Source organism: Streptomyces sp. B21-083 (assembly GCF_036898825.1).
GTDB lineage: Bacteria > Actinomycetota > Actinomycetes > Streptomycetales > Streptomycetaceae > Streptomyces.
The window spans coordinates 2,395,569-2,412,696 of sequence record NZ_JARUND010000002.1; the positions used below are offsets into that span (position 1 = coordinate 2,395,569).

General features: G+C 70.8%; 14 protein-coding genes and 1 pseudogene. 4 read left to right on the forward strand and 11 right to left on the reverse strand.

Annotation, left to right across the window (positions count from 1 at the left end):
* Positions 1–107: 107 nt before the first annotated feature.
* Complete coding sequence (locus QA861_RS34720; RefSeq protein ID WP_334592651.1) at positions 108–830, reverse strand: SIMPL domain-containing protein; 723 nt, start codon at positions 828–830, stop codon at positions 108–110.
* A gap of 150 nt (positions 831–980) precedes the next feature.
* Here QA861_RS34720 and QA861_RS34725 point away from each other — a divergent pair, with 150 nt between their 5' ends.
* Entirely contained in the window at positions 981–2,786 is a 1,806-nt protein-coding gene (locus tag QA861_RS34725; RefSeq protein ID WP_334592652.1) for a bifunctional metallophosphatase/5'-nucleotidase, read from the forward strand.
* Between the two features lie 32 nt (positions 2,787–2,818).
* On the opposite strand, the gene QA861_RS34730 is transcribed toward QA861_RS34725, so the two are convergent.
* From QA861_RS34730 to QA861_RS34750, 5 genes are all read right to left on the reverse strand, one after another.
* Positions 2,819–4,291, reverse strand: a complete 1,473-nt coding sequence (locus tag QA861_RS34730; protein ID WP_334592653.1) for a lysine N(6)-hydroxylase/L-ornithine N(5)-oxygenase family protein — start codon at positions 4,289–4,291, stop codon at positions 2,819–2,821.
* On the reverse strand, positions 4,288–5,652 hold the full coding sequence (locus QA861_RS34735; RefSeq protein WP_334592654.1) for a pyridoxal phosphate-dependent decarboxylase family protein: 1,365 nt from the start codon (positions 5,650–5,652) through the stop codon (positions 4,288–4,290). Before QA861_RS34735 ends, QA861_RS34730 begins: the two co-directional genes overlap by 4 nt.
* Before the next feature lie 236 nt (positions 5,653–5,888).
* Complete coding sequence (gene pepN / locus QA861_RS34740; RefSeq protein WP_443041617.1) at positions 5,889–8,405, reverse strand: aminopeptidase N; 2,517 nt, start codon at positions 8,403–8,405, stop codon at positions 5,889–5,891.
* A 388-nt stretch (positions 8,406–8,793) separates the two neighbouring features.
* Entirely contained in the window at positions 8,794–9,138 is a 345-nt protein-coding gene (locus QA861_RS34745) for a chorismate mutase (protein WP_334592656.1), read from the reverse strand.
* Positions 9,139–9,224: 86 nt separating this feature from the next.
* Positions 9,225–10,115: a helix-turn-helix transcriptional regulator gene (locus QA861_RS34750; RefSeq protein ID WP_334592657.1), complete on the reverse strand. Its 891-nt coding sequence runs from the start codon at positions 10,113–10,115 to the stop codon at positions 9,225–9,227.
* Positions 10,116–10,322: 207 nt separating this feature from the next.
* On the opposite strand from QA861_RS34750, the pseudogene QA861_RS34755 reads away from it, so the two are divergent.
* Positions 10,323–10,652: pseudogene (locus QA861_RS34755) on the forward strand (beta-galactosidase); the annotation flags it as partial.
* Between the two features lie 156 nt (positions 10,653–10,808).
* Here the strand turns inward: QA861_RS34755 and QA861_RS34760 are convergent.
* Positions 10,809–11,603 (reverse strand): S1 family peptidase, encoded by a 795-nt coding sequence (locus QA861_RS34760; protein WP_334592659.1) that lies wholly within the window; start codon positions 11,601–11,603, stop codon positions 10,809–10,811.
* 180 nt (positions 11,604–11,783) lie between these two features.
* Between QA861_RS34760 and QA861_RS34765 the strand changes: the two genes are divergently transcribed.
* Together QA861_RS34765 and QA861_RS34770 are read left to right on the forward strand one after the other, a co-directional pair.
* Positions 11,784–12,710, forward strand: a complete 927-nt coding sequence (locus tag QA861_RS34765) for a hypothetical protein (protein WP_334592660.1) — start codon at positions 11,784–11,786, stop codon at positions 12,708–12,710.
* Between the two features lie 75 nt (positions 12,711–12,785).
* A complete protein-coding gene (locus QA861_RS34770; protein WP_334592661.1) occupies positions 12,786–13,523 on the forward strand; it encodes an ankyrin repeat domain-containing protein in 738 nt (245 codons plus the stop codon).
* Positions 13,524–13,663: 140 nt separating this feature from the next.
* Here QA861_RS34770 and QA861_RS34775 read toward each other — a convergent pair whose 3' ends face one another.
* The 4 genes from QA861_RS34775 to QA861_RS34790 all read right to left on the reverse strand — a co-directional run bounded on the left by QA861_RS34775 (position 13,664) and on the right by QA861_RS34790 (position 17,110).
* Entirely contained in the window at positions 13,664–14,413 is a 750-nt protein-coding gene (locus QA861_RS34775) for an SDR family oxidoreductase (protein WP_334592662.1), read from the reverse strand.
* An 80-nt stretch (positions 14,414–14,493) separates the two neighbouring features.
* Positions 14,494–15,651, reverse strand: coding sequence for an acetyl-CoA C-acetyltransferase (locus QA861_RS34780; RefSeq protein ID WP_334592663.1), 1,158 nt, complete (start codon positions 15,649–15,651; stop codon positions 14,494–14,496).
* 36 nt (positions 15,652–15,687) lie between these two features.
* Positions 15,688–16,302, reverse strand: a complete 615-nt coding sequence (locus QA861_RS34785) for a TetR/AcrR family transcriptional regulator (protein ID WP_334592664.1) — start codon at positions 16,300–16,302, stop codon at positions 15,688–15,690.
* Positions 16,303–16,318: 16 nt separating this feature from the next.
* On the reverse strand, positions 16,319–17,110 hold the full coding sequence (locus QA861_RS34790; RefSeq protein WP_334592665.1) for an SDR family oxidoreductase: 792 nt from the start codon (positions 17,108–17,110) through the stop codon (positions 16,319–16,321).
* Positions 17,111–17,128: the final 18 nt, after the last annotated feature.

Here is a 17,128-nt window from a genome sequence, read left to right on the forward strand (position 1 = left end):
GTAGCGAATTGGCGCCGCATGACGACTCAACAACCGTTGTATGAAGGGTCGTTGACATCCGTTTAAGTGTGCGAGGCATCGCTCCGATGAGCATTTGAGTGACCTGATCACAGCTGTGGCGGCACCATGGTGAAGCGGGCGTTCACCTGTGCGTAGACCTGCTGGCGCTGGGGTTCGAGGTCGAGCGGTGCCGCCTCGTCCGTGACCTCGGCGCCTGCGAAGGCCGCGCGGCGCAGGGAACGGGACTGGACCCCGTAGTCCATGGGCTGTGCGGCCTCCGCGCCCAGGTCCGCCAGTTCGACGAGGGCTGCCAGTGAGGTGCCGAGGGCTTCGGCGTATTCGCGGGCTCGTTGTACCGCTTCTCGTACCGCTTGTCTGCGGGCGTCGCGGTGGGCCGGGGAGTCGGGGCGCAGGGCCCACCAGGGGCCGTCGACCCCGGTGAGGTCCAGGTCGGCGAGTTTGCCGGCCAGCTCGCCGAGGGCCGTGAAGTCGGTGAGTTCGGCGGTGAGGTGGACGCGGCCGTGGTAGGCGCGGACGCGTTCGCCGCGGCCGTGTTTGGTGAGTTCCGGGGCGATGGAGAAGGCTCCCGTTTCGAGGCGTTCCACTGCCTCGCCGTACGATTTCACCAGGTCGAGGACGGTGGCGTTGCGGCGGGTGAGGTCGTCCAGTGCCGAGCGGCGGTCCGTGCCCCTCGCTCCGACCGTGATGCCGATGCGGGCGATCTCGGGGTCGACTTCGAGGTGGGCTTCGCCGCGGACGGCGATGCGGGGGGCGTCGGGGGTGCCGTAGGGGACGGCGGGGGTGGTGGGGTGCTCCGGGCTGGAGGTCATACGTCCCACTCTGTCAGCCGTAGGGCGGTCGCGGACGGTGTTCCGGAGTCTGCCGGTCACCAGATCGAAACCTTTGGGGGCTGTTGCGGCCGGTCATGCTCGGGTCAGAATCTACGCGCGTCGTTGACCATTCCCCAAGGAGCCCTAACCATGCCGTTGAACCGCCGGAAGTTCCTGAAGAAGTCCGCCGTGACCGGTGCGGGGGTGGCGCTGACCAGTGCTGTCGTGGCTCCGGCGGCGCAGGCCGCGGAGGCGAGGAAGCCCGTGAAGCCGGTGAAGCGGTACTCCCTGACCGTGATGGGCACGACCGATCTGCACGGTCATGTCTTCAACTGGGACTACTTCAAGAACGCGGAGTACTCCGACGCGCAGGGCAACGCGCAGGGGCTGGCCCGTATCTCGACGCTGGTGGAGCAGGTCCGCAGGGAGAAGGGGCGCTGCAACACACTGCTGCTCGACGCGGGCGACACGATTCAGGGCACCCCGCTGACGTACTACTACGCGAAGGTCGACCCGATCACCGCCAAGGGTGGTCCGGTGCACCCGATGGCGCAGGCGATGAACGCGATCGGGTACGACGCGGTGGCGCTGGGCAACCACGAGTTCAACTACGGCATCGAGACGCTGCGCAAGTTCGAGTCGCAGTGCCGTTTCCCGCTGCTGGGTGCGAACGCGCTGGACGCGAAGACGCTGAAGCCGGCGTTTCCGCCCTTCTTGATGAAGACGTTTCATGTGAAGGGTGCTCCGCCGGTCAAGGTGGCGGTGCTGGGGCTGACGAACCCGGGTATCGCGATCTGGGACAAGGCGTATGTGCAGGGGAAGCTGACGTTCCCGGGTCTGGAGGAGCAGGCGGCGAAGTGGGTGCCGAAGCTGCGTTCGATGGGCGCGGATGTGGTGGTGGTGTCGGCGCACTCGGGGTCTTCGGGTACGTCTTCGTACGGGGACCAGCTGCCGTACGTCGAGAACTCGGCGGCGCTCGTGGCGCAGCAGGTGCCGGGTATCGACGCGATTCTGGTCGGGCACGCGCACACGGAGATCGCCGAGCTGAAGGTCACGAACACGGCGACCGGGAAGACGGTGGTGCTGTCGGAGCCGCTGGCGTATGCGGAGCGGCTGTCGTTGTTCGATGTCGAGCTGGTTTTCGAGAAGGGCAAGTGGGCGGTCGAGTCGGTCTCGGCGACCGTGCGTGACTCGAAGACGGTCGCGGACGACCCGAAGATCACCAAGCTGTTGAAGGACGAGCACGCCGTTGTCGTGGCGTACGTCAATCAGGTGGTCGGTACGGCGACGGCCACGTTGACGACGGTGGAGGCGCGTTACAAGGACGCTCCGATCATCGACCTGATCACGAAGGTTCAGGAGGACGTGGTCAGGGCGGCGCTGGTGGGGACGCCGTACGCGTCGCTGCCGGTGATCGCGCAGGCGTCGCCGTTCTCGCGGACGTCGGAGATCCCGGCCGGCGAGGTGACCATCCGGGATCTGTCGAGTCTGTATGTGTACGACAACACGCTGGTCGCGAAGTTGCTGACGGGCGCGCAGGTGCGGGCGTACCTGGAGCACTCGGCGCAGTACTTCGTGCGGACGGCGCCGGGCGCGGTGGTCGACGTGGAGAAGTTGACGAACGCGGAGAACCGGCCGGACTACAACTACGACTATGTGTCGGGGCTGACGTACGACATCGACATCGCGCAGGCGGCCGGTTCGCGGATCAAGAACCTGGCGTTCGACGGTGTCGCTCTGGATGACGCCCAGCAGTTCGTGTTCGCGGTGAACAACTACCGTGCCAACGGTGGCGGGGCGTTCCCGCATGTGGCGTCGGCGCAGGAGTTGTGGTCGGAGTCGACGGAGATCCGGACCCGGATCTCCGAGTGGGTGACGGCGAAGGGTGTGCTTGATCCGAAGGAGTTCGCGTCGGTGGACTGGAAGTTGACGCGCGACGGTACACCGGTGTTCTAGTCACCGGTTGCCGACGGGGGCGGGTGGCTGCCTCAGATTCCGTCCACGAGGGGGGTCAGCACATGGTGCTGGCCCTTTTCGCGTTTGTCTCGCTCCTGGCTCTGGCGGGGTGTCGGGACCCCGGGCAGTGGCCGGTCGAGGCCGAAGGTGGTGAAGGCGGTTCTGGTCGGCTGGGGGTAGGGGGCGCTGCCGGTGAGGGAGTTGAGGATGGCGGCGCTGCGCCAGGCGACGAGTCCGAGGTCGGGGGTGCCGACGCCGTGGGTGTGGAGTTCGGCGTTCTGGACGTAGACGTGGCTGCCGGAGCCGGTGATGGCGGGGTCGAGGACGAGTCTGAACTGTTCGTCGATGCGGGGGCGTTCGGAGTTGTCGCGGCGGAGGTAGGGGTCGAGTCCGGCGAGGACGCGGTCGAGGGGGCGGTCTCGGTAGCCGGTGGCGAGGACGACGGCGTCGGTGGTGAGGCGGGAGCGGGTGCCCTGCTGGGTGTGTTCGAGGTGGAGTTCGACCTTGGTGGTGGCGACGCGGCCTGCGGTGCGGACGTGGACGCCGGGGGTGAGGACGGCTTCGGGCCAGCCGCCGTGGAGGGTGCGCTGGTAGAGCTCGTCGTGGATGGCGGCGATGGTGTCGGCGCCGATGCCTTTGTGGAGTTGCCATTGCGCGGCGACGAGGCGGTCGCGTACGGGTTCGGCGAGGGCGTGGAAGTAGCGGGTGTGGTCGGGGGTGAAGTGTTCGAGGCCGAGTTTGGAGTACTCCATGGGGGCGAAGGCCTCGGTGCGTCCCAGCCAGTGGATCTTGTCGCGTCCGGCGGGGCGGTGGCGCAGGAGGTCGAGGAAGATCTCGGCGCCGGTCTGTCCTGAGCCGATGACGGTGACGTGTTCGGCGGTGAGGAGCCGGTCGCGGTGGGCGAGGTAGTCGGCCGCGTGCAGGACGGGCACGGTGGGGGCTTCGACGAGGGGTTTGAGGGGGTCGGGGACGTAGGGCTCGCTGCCGATGCCGAGGACGACGTTCTTCGTGTAGGTCCGGCCGAGGGCCTCGGCTTCTCCTTCGGCGTCGAGTTGGGTGAAGTCGACTTCGAACACGTCGCGTTCGGGGTTCCAGCGGACGGCGTCGACCTGGTGCCCGAAGTGGAGTCGGGGCAGGTTCTCGCTGACCCAGCGGCAGTAGGCGTCGTATTCGGCGCGTCGGATCTGGAAGCGCTCGGCGAAGTAGAACGGGAAGAGCCGGTCGCGGCTCTTGAGGTAGCTGAGGAAGGACCAGGGGCTGGCGGGGTCGGCGAGGGTGACCAGGTCGGCGAGGAAGGGGACTTGGACGGTGGCGCCGTCGAGGAGGAGTCCGGGGTGCCAGTCGAAGCGCGGGTGTTGTTCGTAGAAGACGGTGTCGAGGTCGGTGAGGGGGTGGGCGAGCGCGGCGAGGGAGAGGTTGCAGGGGCCGATACCGATGCCGACGAGGTCGTGGGGGGTGTCGGGGGTGGAGGCGGCGGGGTTGTCGTTGGGCGTGGGGGGTGTCATCGGGGGGTGTTTCCTTCCACCAGCTTCAGAAGTGCGGCCAGGTCTTCGGGCCGCGTGTGGGGGTTGAGGAGGGTGACCTTGAGCCAGAGGTGGCCGTCTACGTGGGCGCGGCCGAGGACGGCGCGTCCGTCGTGGAGGAGTTGTCTGCGTACGGCGGCGACGGTGTCGTCGGATGCCCCGGCGGGCCGGAAGAGGACGGTGCTGATGGTGGGTGTGTCGTGGAGTTCGAAGCCGGGGTGGGTGTCGACGAGTCGGGCGAACTCGTGGGCGTGTGCGCAGACCTGGTCGACGAGGGCGCCGAGGCCTTCGCGGCCGAGGGTTTTGAGGGTGACGGCGATCTTGAGGATGTCGGGGCGCCGGGTGGTGCGCGGGGAGCGGCCTAGGAGGTCGGGGAGGCCTGCTTCGGTGTCGTCGTCGGCGTTGAGGTAGTCGGCGCGGTGGGCGAGCGCCGTCAGGTCGTGGGGGTTCTTGACGGTGAGGAGGCCTGCGGCGACGGGTTGCCAGCCGAGTTTGTGCAGGTCGAGGGTGACGGTGTCGGCGTGTTCGAGGCCGGTCAGTCTGGTGCGGTGGCGCCCGCTGAAGAGGAGTCCGCCGCCGTAGGCGGCGTCGATGTGGAGCCGGGCGCCGTGGGCGGCGCAGAGGGCGGCGATCTGGGGCAGTGGGTCGATGAGTCCGGCGTCGGTGGTGCCGGCGGTGGCGGCGACGAGGAGCGAGCCGCGGGGGCCTGACAGTTCGGTGAGGGCCTCGTCGAGGGCGGCCGGGTCGAGGGTGCCGGCGGGGGCGGGGACGGTGACGGGTTCGGGGAGTCCGAGGAGCCAGGCGGCGCGGGGCAGCGAGTGGTGGGCGTTGGCTCCGTGGAGGAGGCGGACGCCGGGGTGTGTCTCGCGGGCGAGGAGCAGGGCGAGTTGGTTGGACTCGGTGCCGCCGGTGGTGACGAGGGCGTCCGCGGCGCCGGTCTCGGCGGCGAGGGCGCGTGTGACGAGGGTTTCCAGCTCGGAGGCGGCCGGGGACTGGTCCCAGGAGTCGAGAGACGGATTGAGGGCACTGACTGCGAGGTCGGCGGCGGTGGCGACGGCGAGGGGCGGGCAGTGCAGATGGGCGGCGCAGTGGGGGTGGGCCGGGTCGGCGGCGCCTTCGGCGAGGGCGCGTACGAGGTCGTACAGGGCGTTGTCGTCGCCCTTGTCGGGCAGTACGTCCCCGGCGGCGTCGCGGACCCGCTGGGCGACGGCCGCCGGGCCGCCGGCCGGGAGGGGACCGCCGCGCGCGTGTCCGCCGTCCACGAGGGCGCTGAGGACCGTGTCGAGCAACGGCCGCAGGGCGTCGGGGCCTTCGGCGCCGGAGGCGAGGGGCGGCGTGCGCATGGTGGTCCTCCCGGGGCGCGTGGCTGGGGAGTTCCAGCTTGGACGGGACGGGGGCGACGCGCCCGGGAAGACCAACGATCGGAACCCGAAAGGGGGTACGGGGCTTGCCGTGGGGAGGGTGTGTGGGGCAGGGGTGTCCCCGTGCCCCACACGTGCCCACGCGTGCCGCTGTGCTCCTACGCGTTACCCGTACGCGTTTCCCTGTCCGTTACCCGTTCCGGGCGCTGTAGGGGGCGTTACGCCCGTTCCTGTGCCCCTTCCCGGACGCGCAGTGCGCGGCCCAGGTCGTCGAGCTGGTCGACGAGTTTGCGGCGCAGGCCCGGTATCGGCGCGGCGTCGCGCAGGCACTTCTCGCCGAGGCGGAGGGTGTCGGAGGTGACGGAGTGGGCCGGGAAGGCCCAGCGGCCGGCGGCGTCGGCCATGGCGGGGCCCCGGCGGGCGGCGAGGGCGACCGCGTCGGTCCAGTACCGCTTGACGTACTCCTCGGTGAGGTCGGTCTGTTCGGGCTGCCAGAAGCCCTGGGCGGTGGCGACGAAGAGGTAGTTGGAGAGCGCGTCCGAGGTGAACATCTGTTCCCAGGCCCGGAGTTTGGTCTCGGGGTCGGGCAGGGCGGCCCGGCAGCGGGCGGCGCCTTCCTGTCCGGAGGCGCTGGGGTCGCGGGCGAGTTCGGCGTCGATGTCGGCTTCGTCGGTGGCGCCGAGTACCGCGAGCCGGGCAAGGACGCGCCAGCGCAGTTCGGGGTCGAGTTCGGGACCGCCGGGGACGGTGCCGTCGGCGAGCCAGGCGGCGATGGTGTCGGGGTGGGCGGCGACGGCGATGAAGTGGCGTACGGCGATGAGGCGCAGGCCGGGGTGGTCACCGTCCTCGGTGCGGCGGATGAGGTCGCGGCACAGGGAGGCGAGGGCTGCGAGCGCGGCGGGGCGTTCCCGCGGGGGCAGGTAGCGGTCGGCGACGACGGTCGAGGCGAAGGTGAGGACGCCTTGGACGAGGGCCAGGTCGGTCTCGCGCGGCAGGTGGGCGCGGACGGTCTCCAGGTAGTCGGCGGGCGGGAGTTGGCCGTCGCGTACGGCGTCGCGCAGGGCGTTCCAGACGACCGCGCGGGTGAGCGGGTCGGGGAGGCCGGAGAGGGCGGTGCGGACGGTCTTGAAGGACTCGGGGTCGAAGCGGACCTTGGCGTACGTCAGGTCGCCGTCGTTGACTAGGAGGAGGGCGGGGCGCTTGCCGATGGGCTGCGGGGCGTCCTGGGGGACGTCGACGTCGAGACGCTCGCGCAGGGCGAGGGTGCCGTCGCCGGCGACGTCGTGGTCGTAGAGGCCCACGGCGACGCGGTGGGGGCGGCTGCCGTCGTGGCGGACGCTGAGGGTGCAGACGCCGGCGTCGCCGTTGGTGAGACGGGGGGTGAGGGTGTCGACGCCGGTGGTGCGCAGCCAGGCGTCGGCCCACGCGTGGACGTCGCGTTCGGTGGCGGCGGCGAGGGAGTCGATGAAGTCGGCGAGGGTGGCGTTGCCGAAGCGGTGGCGGGCGAAGTGGGTGTTGATGCCGGCGAGGAAGTCCTTCTCGCCGAGCCAGGCGACGAGTTGGCGCAGGGCGGAGGCGCCCTTGGCGTAGGAGATGCCGTCGAAGTTGACGAGGGCGGCGGCGGTGTCGTCGACGGACTCGGGGGCGACGGGGTGGGTGGAGGGGCGCTGGTCGGCGTCGTAGCCCCAGGCCTTGCGGGAGACACCGAAGTCGGTCCAGGTGTCCGTGTAGCGGGTGGCTTCGGTGAGGGTCTGGTAGCCCATGTACTCGGCGAAGGACTCGTTGAGCCAGATGTCGTCCCACCATTGGAGGGTGACGAGGTCGCCGAACCACATGTGGGCCATCTCGTGGGCGATGACCATGGCGCGGGTCTGGCGTTCGGTGTCGGTGACGGCGGAGCGGTAGACGAACTCGTCGCGGAAGGTGACGAGACCGGGGTTCTCCATGGCGCCGAAGTTGAACTCGGGGACGAACGCCTGGTCGTAGGAGTCGAAGGGGTAGGGCTCCTCGAACTTCTCGTGGTAGCGGTCGTAGCACGCGCGCGTGATGCCGAGGAGTTCGTCGGCGTCGGCGTCGAGGTGGGGGGCGAGGGAGCGGCGGCAGTGCAGGCCGAAGGGGAGGCCGCGGTGTTCGCTGCGGACGGAGTGCCAGGGGCCGGCGGCGACGGCGACGAGGTAGGTGGAGATGCGGGGGGTGGGGGCGGCCTGCCAGAGGCCGTCGGCGGTTTCGGTGGTGACGCCGTTGGCGAGGACGGTCCAGCCCTCGGGGGCGCGCACGGTGAACTCGAAGACGGCCTTGAGGTCGGGCTGGTTGAAGTTGGCGAAGACGGCTGCCGCGTCCTCCAGGGACATCTGGGTGTAGAGATAGGTCTCGTCGTCGACGGGGTCGGTGAAGCGGTGCATGCCCTCGCCGGTGCGGGAGTAGCGCATCGCGGCGTCCACGCGCAGTTCGTGCTCGCCTTCGGCGAGGTCCTTCAGGGGCAGCCGGCCGTCGGCGAGGGCGCCGGTGTCCAGGGGGTGGCCGTCGAGGGTGGCGGAGCGCAGCTCGGCGGGCCTGACCTCGACGAACGTGTCCGCGCCGCTGTGGCCCGCCGTCACCGCGAAGCGGATCACGGTACGGGAGTCGAAGGTGTCGTCCCCGGTGGTGAGGTCGAGTTCGACCGTGTACCGGTGGACGTCCAGGAGGGTGGCACGGGCTTGCGCTTCGTCGCGCGTCAGTACGGACATGGAGGACATGCTGCCCGATGCCGCTGGCAGGGCACAGGGGCGGATCGGTACACGGCCTTTGTCCCTGCGTGCGCCCCTGCCTCCGGTCCGGCCCGTGGGGCCGTTTACGCGGCCTGGGCACGGCATAGGTGCGGCGGCCTTCCTCCAGGCGCGGGAGGGCGGGGCGCAGGGTGTGACGCCCATCGCGGCCCGGCCGCGGGTTCCTGTTTCACAGGTCTCCGCCGACCGGTGAGGGCCGGCCTTACGTGGCCTCCGCAGGACTGACTTCCCGCCCGTCCGGCGGTAGGTCGGACGCCAGGTCCCCTCCCGTGTGGACAGCCGGCAGGCACCCGTGGCGCTGACGCGCCGTGCTCGTCAGCTGCCTACGGGTGCACGTGGAGTGCACACGCCCCGAGGGTCAGTTCACCGGTGGTTTCCCGCCGTTCAGGGCGTCGTCGGCGATGCGCTCATGGTGTCTGATCACCTCGGCGATGATGAAGTTGAGGAGTTTCTCGGCGAACGCGGGGTCGAGGTTGGCGCTTTCGGCCAGGCGGCGCAGCCGGGCGATCTGCTGGGCCTCGCGGTCCGGGTCGGCGGGCGGCAGTTGGTGCGCGGCTTTGAGGTGGCCGACCTGCTGGGTGCACTTGAAGCGCTCGGCGAGCATGTGGACGACGGCGGCGTCGATGTTGTCGATGCTCTCGCGCAGCCGGCCGAGTTCCGCGCGGATCGCGGGGTCGACTTCACGGTTGTTGCTGGTGGTCATGGGCGTCCACATTACGTGGCGCGGTCGGGCGGCCTCGTGGGGCGTCGGGGTTTCGCGGGGTGGGTGAGGCAGGCGGGATCTCGGCGTCAACCGGTGTACGGGTGTTCGATCATCGGTGGGTCGGCGGGATCGGGCACCCGGTCGCTCCAGCCGCCGGGAACCGTGCGTCCCTGTTGGGCGCGGAAGTGGACGGGGGCCATGCCGACGCGGCGGGTGAAGAGGCGGGAGAAGTACGCGGGATCGTCGTAGCCGACGCGGCGGGCGACCGCGGCGACGGGCAGTTCGGTGGCGGCGAGGAGTTCCTTGGCGCGGCTCAGCCGGATGCCGAGGAGGTAGTCCTTGGGGCTGCATCCGGCGCCGCGTCGTACCGCGGTGCGCAGTTCCGCGGGGGTCATGCCGTGCCGGGCGGCGTGTTCGGCGACTGTCAGGGGACGGCAGGCGTCGTGGGCGAGGGCCGCGAGGACCTGGTCGCCGTCGGGGGCGAGGTCGGCGCGGGTACGGCGCAGGGCGACGAGCAGTTCGTGGACGGCGGCGGCCGTCTCGACCTCCAGGATGGGGTTGTCGCGGCGTGCGGCGCGGGCCATGCGCCCGATCACGGCCCGGGCGGGTCCGGCGTCGGTGAGGGGCACGAGGGGCCGCTCGGGCTCGATGTAGCCGAGTTCGGCGTACGTGGCGGTGGCGGGCCCGGTGAAGTCGACGAACGCCTCGTCCCAGCCGGTGTCGGGGTCGGGCCCGTAGTGGTGGGTCGTACCGGGGGTGAGCCAGATCAGGGCGGGCGCGGTGACGGGCCGGCGGTGTCCGTCGGTGCCCTGGAACCAGCCTCGGCCACTGCTCACGACGACGGCCACATGGTGGTCGAGGACGCGCGGGCCGACGGTGGGCAGGGCGCCGTGCTGGAGGCCGACGCCGAGGCAGACGAGGCCGAGCCGGTGGTGGGCGGGCGCGGGGCTGAAGAAGCGCATCCAGGTGCGGTACATCCGCGTTCCTCCCGCCTGTGCCGTGATCGTCCCTCCCGACCGACGTTCGAGAGCGGTCGAGAGGTGTCGAGGACCGTGGAGAGCCCGGTCCAACTGGCGCTGATCTTTGTCCATGGACGCTGTCCGCCGCCAGAGGTGGGGGTGCGGAGCATGAGCGAGTTCACCGGGGGGACACGGACTTTCCGCCGGCCGGCCGGCCGGTTCGGTCGCGATCTGGGGGTGGCGTACGTCGACGGCGTGCGGGCCGGGGTGCTCGGCGAGGGGTATGTGCGGCTCACCGAGCCGGTCGCGGGGCACGCGCGCGTGGGGCTGTGGGTGGAGTCCCTGGGGAGGGTCGGCTACGGGCCGCGCATCGGCGAGCCGGAGGACATCACCCGGGGGCGTGTGCCCGCGCTTCCCGCCGAGGACGCCCCGAGGCTGTACCGGGGGGCCGTGACAGTGCGCGAGGCCGGGGACTCCCGGCTCGAACTGCCGGTGTGGGCACGGGGGTTCGCATGGGTCAACGGGTTCGACCTGGGGCGCTACCGGGGTTCGGGTGCTGGAGCTGGAGCTGGAGTGCGCACAGGTCAGGCCCTGCCCGGAGCTCCGTGGAGCCGGGCAGGGCCTGACCTGTGCGTGCTGCTGCTGACGCCCCCGCACGCGCGCGTGCCCGCGTTGCCGGCGAGGCCGTGCGGCCCCGCCGGAGTCGGGGCCCTACAGCGCGGACGCCGCCCGGGCTATGTCCTTCGCGAACGTGGACACCTGGGAGTAGACGCCGGGTACGCCGGGCCGGGCGCAGCCGTCGCCCCAGCTGACGATGCCGACCTGGATCCAGGCACCGGTGTCGTCCTTGCGGAACATGGGGCCGCCTGAGTCGCCCTGGCAGGTGTCGACGCCGCCCGCCAGATTGCCGGCGCACAGCTCGTCGCCGGGCACGAGCCGCTTGCCGTAGTGCAGCTTGCAGCCCGCGTCGCTGACGTAGGGGACGGTGGCCTTCAGGAGCTTGGTCGTGCCGGTGCCGGCGTTCTCCGTGGTGTCACCCCAGCCCGCGATGGTGAACGTGCCGCGGTTGTACCGCGTCGTCGTGGCGATCTTCAGCGTGGGCTTGTTGATCGGCCGGGCGAGCTTGATGAGCGCCCAGTCCTTGCCGTTGCCGTCGTAGCCCGGCGCCTGGCGGACCTTGGTCGACCTGACCTTGATCGCCCCCGAGGCGTTCAGGTCGGCGACCCCGGCGGTGACGGTGATGCCGGTGGTGGCGCCGGAGCCGTCCACGCAGTGGGCGGCGGTCAGGACGACGTCCTTCTTGTAGAGCGCGCCGCCGCAGCCCATCGAGAGGTGCACCAGCCACGGGAACTCGCTCTGCGCGGCGGGCGTTCCTCCTACGACGGGCGCGGGCGCGGCCTGTGCGGCGAGCGGCTGGAGGCTCGCGATCGTGAGGGCCGCGGCACCGACCGCCGCGGCCCGCTTGACCAGGGAGAAACCTCTTCCGGCCGACGAGGTGTGGGTCAACGTACGTCCTTTCCTGGGGGGTGGTGACAAAGAACGCAAGTATGAAGATCGGGGTGGGTGTGAAACAAGGGCGGATCTCACGTGCCCACGGCGGAACCGGACGGTAGGAAAACCGCTCTTACCGACAGCTCCCCGGCACGTAAAGTGGAGAAGAGTTCAGGGCGTCTTGGGGGTACGGACGTGGCGAACGGCGGACCGGTCGAGCACGGCTACCCACACCTGGAGACGGTGCGGGCCGCGATCAACGCGCTCTACAAGAGGCTGTCGTACGACACCGTCCAGACCTTCGCGACCAGCGTGGCCCCGGTCGACGTGGCCTTCTGCGACACCGACGACCTGCATCTGGGCGCACAGCGTGTGGCCCGTGAGATGGTGCGCCACTACCGGCTCCCTGACGCCCGCATGATCATCGGCTTCCGCGAGATGACCCACGCGGCGAACGTCGAACTGGCGGCGGGGCCCGAGTACTTCATCGAGCTGAACGACCGTTTCCGCACCCATCGCGGGGACATCGGCGCGGCCCTCGCGCACGAGGTGATGCACGTCTATCTGCACCGCCTCGACCTGTCCTTCCCCGGGACCCGCGACAACGAGATCCTCACGGACACGGCGGCGGCGTATCTGGGCGCGGGCTGGCTCCTCCTCGACGCGTTCCGCGAGGACGCGACCTCCTCGCAGAAGCTCGGCTATCTCACGCCGGAGGAGTTCGGGTACGTCCTGGCCAAGCGTGCGCTGGTCTTCGACGAGGACCCGGCGATCTGGTTCACCAGCCCGCAGGCGTACACGGCGTACACGGCGGGCATGGAGCTGGCCCGCCGCGACACGCGCCAGCCCCCGCTCACGGCGGCGGGCTGGGCGGGCCGCCGCCGCTACGCCCGCGACCGTCGCCATGCCCAGGACCACCAAGCGCCGGACGCGTCGCGGCCGGCCGGTGTCCCGTACAGCTTCACCCCCGGTTCCCCCGGCTCCTCCCCCGGCGACCACGGTCCACTGCTGCGGGTCTCGTTCCCCTGCCCCACCTGCCACCAGCGCATCAGGGTGCCGGTACGGGGGCGGGTACGGGCACGGTGCGGGGTGTGCCGGACAGTGCTGGAGTGCGACACATGACGGCGGGGAAGCGTGGGGCATTTCACCCCGAAACCCTTTGCCTCACCGACCCTTCGGGAGCGAAGGTCGGAAGGTATGAACGGGCAAGAACCTCCGAACGGCAGAGAGCGTGATCTCTTCACCGCGGTGTACGAAGGTGACGAGGACGCGGTCGTACGGCTGCTGCGCCTCGGGGCGAGCCCGGAAGCGGTGGACGAGGACGGGCAGACCGCCCTGTACGTGGCCGCGGTGAGCGACGCGCCCGGCATCGTACGGCTGCTGCTGTCCGCCGGTGCCGCGCCCGACCGGCTGAGCACGGGCTCGGACCTCCCTCTGTGCGGGGCGGCCTGCGGCGGGCACACCGAGGTCGTTCGCGCGCTGCTGGCTTCGGGCGCCGTGCCCGACGCGGTGGAGGCGTTCGGTTTCACGGCCCTGCACTGGGCCCTGCGTCGCGGTCACGCGGCGGTGTCCGCAGCCCTGCTGGCGGCGGGCGCCGACCCGAACCGCCCCGGCCCGACCGGCGAGTTCCCACTGGTCACGGCCGCCCGCCGGGGCGCCCCCGCCTGCGTACGGTCCCTGCTGGCGCACGGCGCCGGATCCAGGGCTCAGGCGCTGACGGAGGCCCGCCGGTGGACGCGGCTGGACGTGGCGTCAGAGCTCCGGGCGGGGCTGGAGCGTGCGCATGGCTTCGGCGGGGAGTACGTGACGCGGCGCTGGGCGGAGGGGGTGGCCGTGGAACTGGTGCGGGACGGAAACGTGGTGGCGGGCGCCGATCAGGGGACCGGGCACGCGGTGATCGTGACGGTGCTGGAAGAGGTACTGGGGGTGGGGTAGGAGGCCGGGATTTCAGCCCGTCTGGGGGCCTCTCTGGCGGGGGGGTGAGGACAAGCCCCTACCGGGCCGGAGCAGGGGTCTGGGGGCGGCAGCCCCAGGGATGGGATGGGTAAGGGCGGCGGGGGCGAAAACCCCCGCCCTCACCCGCCACCCCTGTTCGCCGTAGCCGCGTCCAGGAACGCCGGTCGCTCTCCCCCGCCGTGCATCAGCAGACTCGCCCCGCTGATGTACGCCGCCTCGTCGGAGGCGAGGAACACCGTTGCGGCGCCGATGTCGGACGGGTCGGCCAGGCGGCCCGCCGGGACCGTGCGGGCGACGGCGTCGAGGCCTTCGCTGCCGCCGTAGTGCAGATGGGACAGTTCGGTGTGGACCATGCCGACGACGAGGGTGTTGACCCGTACGTCGGGGGCCCACTCCACGGCCATCGAACGGGCGAGGTGCTCCAGCCCCGCCTTCGCCGCGCCGTACACGGCGGTCCCCGGCGAGGGACGGCTCCCGCTGACGCTGCCGATCATCACGACGGATCCCCGGGCCCGTTTCAGGTGCTCGTACGCGGCGAGGGAGACGGTGAGCGGCGTGATCAGGTTCAGCTCGATGACCCGGGCATGCCGCTCGACATCACCGCCGCCCAGCGGCCGGTAAGGACTGCCCCCCACGTTGTTGACGAGGACGTCGAGGCGGGGCAGACCCCCGACGAAGTCGAACACGGCAGTCCGGTCGCGCAGGTCGACAGCCCTGAACCCCACGCCGGGCAAAGGGACTGCAGGCGGTCGACGAGCGCAGACCAGCACCTCCGCCCCCGCCTCGACAAGGGCTCGGGCGATGCCCGCGCCGACTCCCCGGGTGCCGCCGGTGACAAGGGCGAGCCGCCCGCGCAGACGACCACTCACGGTGCCGTTCCCAACGCCGTCTCCAACGCCGTCCCCAGTGCCGTTCACCGTCCTGCCCGCTGGACTGTCCATCGGGCTGTTCAAAGCCGTTCGATGATCGTCACGTTCGCCTGTCCCCCGCCCTCGCACATCGTCTGGAGACCGAACCGCCCGCCCGTACGCTCCAGTTCGTGCAGCAGGGTCGTCATCAGCTTGACGCCGGTCGCGCCGAGGGGATGGCCAAGGGCTATCGCGCCGCCGTTGACGTTGACCCTGGCCGGATCGGCGCCCGTCTCCTTCAGCCAGGCCAGGACGACCGGGGCGAAGGCCTCGTTGATCTCGACGAGGTCGATGTCGTCGATGGACATGCCGGTCTTCTTGAGGGCGTGGGCGGTGGCCGGGATCGGCGCCGTCAGCATCCGGATCGGGTCCTCGCCCCGTACGGACAGGTGGTGGATGCGGGCCCGGGGTCGCAGCCCGTGTTCGCGGACCGCCCGCTCGGAGGCGATCAGCATCGCGGCGGCGCCGTCGGACACCTGGGAGGAGACGGCGGCGGTGATGGTGCCGCCCTCGATCACGGGCTTCAGCCCGGCCATCTTCGCCAGAGAGGTGTCCCGGCGCGGACCCTCGTCGACGGTCACCGTCTCGTAGGCCACGGTCTCGCGGGCGAACCGGCCCTCGTCGATGGCACGTACCGCTCGCTCGTGCGAGCGCAGCGCGTACTCCTCCTGGTCCTGCCTGCTGATGCCCCACTTTGCGGCGATCATCTCGGCGCCGGCGAACTGGTTCACCGGTCGTTCCCCGTACCGCGCCCGCCAGCCCGCGCTGCCCGCGAAGGGGCCCTCCGTGAGGCCCAGGGGCAGGGCCGCCTGCCGGGAGGCGAACGCGATCGGGATCATCGACATGTTCTGGACGCCGCCCGCGACAACCAGGTCCTGGGTGCCGGACAGCACGGCCTGCGCGGCGAAGTGCACGGCCTGCTGGGAGGAGCCGCACTGCCGGTCGACGGTCACGCCCGGCACCTCCTCTGGCAGTCCGGCGGCCAGCCAGGAGGTGCGGGCGATGTCACCGGCCTGCGGCCCCACCGTGTCCAGGCACCCGAAGACGACGTCCTCCACGGCGGCCGGGTCCACCCCGGCCCGCGTCATGAGCGCCGCCAGCGCGTGCGCGCCCAGGTCCGCCGGATGGACACCGCTCAGACCACCTCCGCGCCGCCCGACGGGCGTACGAACCGCTTCGACGACATAGGCCTCGGCCATGGCAACTCCCTCACATAAAAGGGCTGTTCACATCGGCTACTCACGTACTGCGATGCCGTCCAGCACCATCGACAGGTACTGGCGGGCGATCTCCTCCGGGCTGTGCTGTCCGCCGGGCCGGTACCAGGACGCGGCGACCCAGACGGTGTCGCGCACGAAGCGGTAGGTGAGGCGGATGTCCAGGTCGGCGCGGAAGACCTCGGCGGCGACTCCGCGTTCCAGCGTGGACAGCCACGCCTTCTCGAATCTGCGCTGCGACTCGGCGAGGAACGCGAACCGCTCCTGCACGACGAGTTGCCTGGACTCCTTCTGGTAGATCGCGACGGCGGCGCGATGCCGGTCGATCTCCCGGAACGACTCGGTGACCAGCGCCTCCAGTGTTTCGCGCGGTCCGGACTCGGCGTCCAGGACCGTGTCGTACCCGGCCCACAGCTCGTCGAGGAACGTGCGCAGGATCTCCTCCAGCATCGATTCCTTGGAGTCGAAGTGGTAGTAGAGGCTGCCCGCGAGCATGCCGGCGTGGTCCGCGATCTTGCGTACGGTGGTGGCGTTGTAGCCCTGTTCGGCGAACACCTCGGCGGCGGTGTCGAGGAGTTCGCGGCGACGGGCCGGCGCGGCGGTCACCTGGAGCTTCTTCTTCGTAGGAGGCACGGTTCCATTGTTGGTCCTAGGGGTGCTGGCTGCTGACGGAGACGACCTCTCCGGTCAGGTACGAGGAGTAGCCGGACGCCAGGAACACGATCACGTTGGCCACCTCCCAGGGCTCGGCATACCGCCCGAAGGCCTCACGGGCCGTCAGTTCGGCCAGCAGTTCGGGGGTGGTCACTTTCACGAGGTGGGGATGCATGGCCAGGCTCGGTGACACCGCGTTGACCCGGACCCCGTACTCCGCGGCCTCTATCGCCGCGGTCCGGGTCAGCGCCATCACGCCCGCCTTCGCGGCGGCGTAGTGCGCCTGCCCGGCCTGGGCCCGCCAGCCGACGACGGACGCGTTGTTGACGATCACGCCGGACCCACCCGAACCGCTCTCCCGAAAGGCCCGCAGCGCCGCCCGCACGCACCGGAAGGTGCCGCCCAACGTCACGTCCAGCACCCTCGACCACTGCTCGTCCGTCATGTCGACGAGGGTCGAAGTGCCGCCCAGGCCCGCGTTGTTGACGACGATGTCGAGCCGCCCGTGTGCTTCCACGGCAGTGTCGAAGAGGGCCCGCACCTGGTGTTCGTCGGTGACGTCGCAGGGCAGCGAGCCGACACCCTCGAACTCCCCGGCCAGCTCCTCCTCGTACTCCTTGAGCCGCCGTGCGTGCGCGTCGCTGATCAGCACGCGCGCGCCCTCCTCCAGGAACCGGCGCGCGGTCGCCCCGCCGATCCCCGCGCCCGCGGCTGCCGTGATGACGGCGGTGCGGCCCTTCAGCAGCCCGTGTCCGGCCACGTATGCCGGACTGTCGACGTCTCCCATGGACCCACAGTACCTACC

Coding starts and splice junctions, on each gene's coding strand:
- QA861_RS34770 (WP_334592661.1), top strand. CDS start 12,786: ATGAACGGGCAAGAACCTCCGAACGGCAGAGAGCGTGATCTCTTCACC.
- QA861_RS34735 (WP_334592654.1), bottom strand. CDS start 5,652: ATGCGCACGCCGCCCCTCGCCTCCGGCGCCGAAGGCCCCGACGCCCTG.
- QA861_RS34745 (WP_334592656.1), bottom strand. CDS start 9,138: ATGACCACCAGCAACAACCGTGAAGTCGACCCCGCGATCCGCGCGGAA.
- pepN (WP_443041617.1), bottom strand. CDS start 8,405: ATGTCCTCCATGTCCGTACTGACGCGCGACGAAGCGCAAGCCCGTGCC.
- QA861_RS34730 (WP_334592653.1), bottom strand. CDS start 4,291: ATGACACCCCCCACGCCCAACGACAACCCCGCCGCCTCCACCCCCGAC.
- QA861_RS34720 (WP_334592651.1), bottom strand. CDS start 830: ATGACCTCCAGCCCGGAGCACCCCACCACCCCCGCCGTCCCCTACGGC.
- QA861_RS34725 (WP_334592652.1), top strand. CDS start 981: ATGCCGTTGAACCGCCGGAAGTTCCTGAAGAAGTCCGCCGTGACCGGT.
- QA861_RS34750 (WP_334592657.1), bottom strand. CDS start 10,115: ATGTACCGCACCTGGATGCGCTTCTTCAGCCCCGCGCCCGCCCACCAC.
- QA861_RS34790 (WP_334592665.1), bottom strand. CDS start 17,110: ATGGGAGACGTCGACAGTCCGGCATACGTGGCCGGACACGGGCTGCTG.
- QA861_RS34780 (WP_334592663.1), bottom strand. CDS start 15,651: ATGGCCGAGGCCTATGTCGTCGAAGCGGTTCGTACGCCCGTCGGGCGG.